The sequence below is a fragment of the Desulfurellaceae bacterium genome (assembly GCA_021296095.1).
GTDB lineage: Bacteria > Desulfobacterota > Binatia > Bin18 > Bin18 > JAAXHF01.
On the sequence record JAGWBB010000173.1, the window covers coordinates 2,221 to 3,226 of the forward strand.

Genomic DNA, 1,006 nt, shown 5'->3' on the forward strand with positions numbered 1-1,006 from the left:
AAACCGCAGGTGTGAAAGGGAGAATTGCAATGCCGGAATTGACCCGTCTATCCGCAAGCGCTTCGCCACAGGAGCTGACCGCAGCCATAGCCCGCGACGGCGCGGTCATCATGGAAAACGCGCTCAGTCGGGACCAGGCCGCAGCCACGCTCGACGAGCTGTGGCCTTTTGTTGACGCCACCCCGGTCGGTCGGGACGAGTTCTCGGGCTACCAGACCACCCGGACCGGAGCGCTGATCGCCCGCTCGGCGGCGTGCCGGGAACTGGCCACGCAGGCCACCGTCCTGGGCGTGTGCGACGAGTTCCTGCTGCCCAACTGCAAGCGCTACCAGCTCCACCTGGCCCAGGTCATCCGCATCATGCCGGACCAGCCGAAACAGTTGTTGCACCGTGACCGGCTGGTGTGGGGGCAGTATCTGCAGGGCCTTGAGCCCCAGCTAGTTCAGCCAGGAAAACGGCGCCACCCAGGTTGTGCCGGGCAGCGCCGTGTGGCCCGAGGAGCGCGAGGCCAGTCCGGCCGACATTACCTCTGCCGAAATGGCGCCGGGCTCGGTCCTGGTGTATTCGGGCAGCGTCATCCACGGCGGCGGAGCCAATACCAGCCCGGCCGACCGGGTCGGGCTGAACATCACCTATTCTCTGGGCTGGCTTCGCCAGGAGGAAAACCAGTACCTGTCCTGCCCGCCGGAGCTGGCCAAAGACTTTGCGCCCGAACTCCAGGAGCTGCTCGGCTATACGATGATGAATTACGCCCTGGGCTACTTCACCCCGCCGGTTGCGGCCGACCAGGAGATTGGCCTGCGGCCGCCGGAATTCGCGCTCGGTCGCCGGCCGCGCAAGCCGCGCCGGTTTGTCTAGACCAGAAGAGGAGAGGCGCAATGGCACAGCTGAGTTATCTGGCCGCAACGGCATCCCCCCAGGCTATTGCGGCCGCTGTTACACGCGACGGCGCGGTCGTGCTTGAGCGCGTGATCGACCCACACCAGGCCCAAGCCAGCCTGGACGA

1 protein-coding gene and 1 pseudogene are annotated in these 1,006 nt (G+C 66.1%); one reads left to right on the forward strand and one right to left on the reverse strand.

Annotated elements, in window-relative coordinates:
• Positions 1 to 47: 47 nt before the first annotated feature.
• On the reverse strand, positions 48 to 389 hold the full coding sequence (locus J4F42_22460; GenBank protein MCE2488287.1) for a hypothetical protein: 342 nt from the start codon (positions 387 to 389) through the stop codon (positions 48 to 50).
• Positions 390 to 447: 58 nt separating this feature from the next.
• Here J4F42_22460 and J4F42_22465 point away from each other — a divergent pair.
• Positions 448 to 858 (forward strand): annotated as a pseudogene (locus tag J4F42_22465) (phytanoyl-CoA dioxygenase family protein).
• The last annotated feature ends 148 nt before the right edge of the window (positions 859 to 1,006 follow it).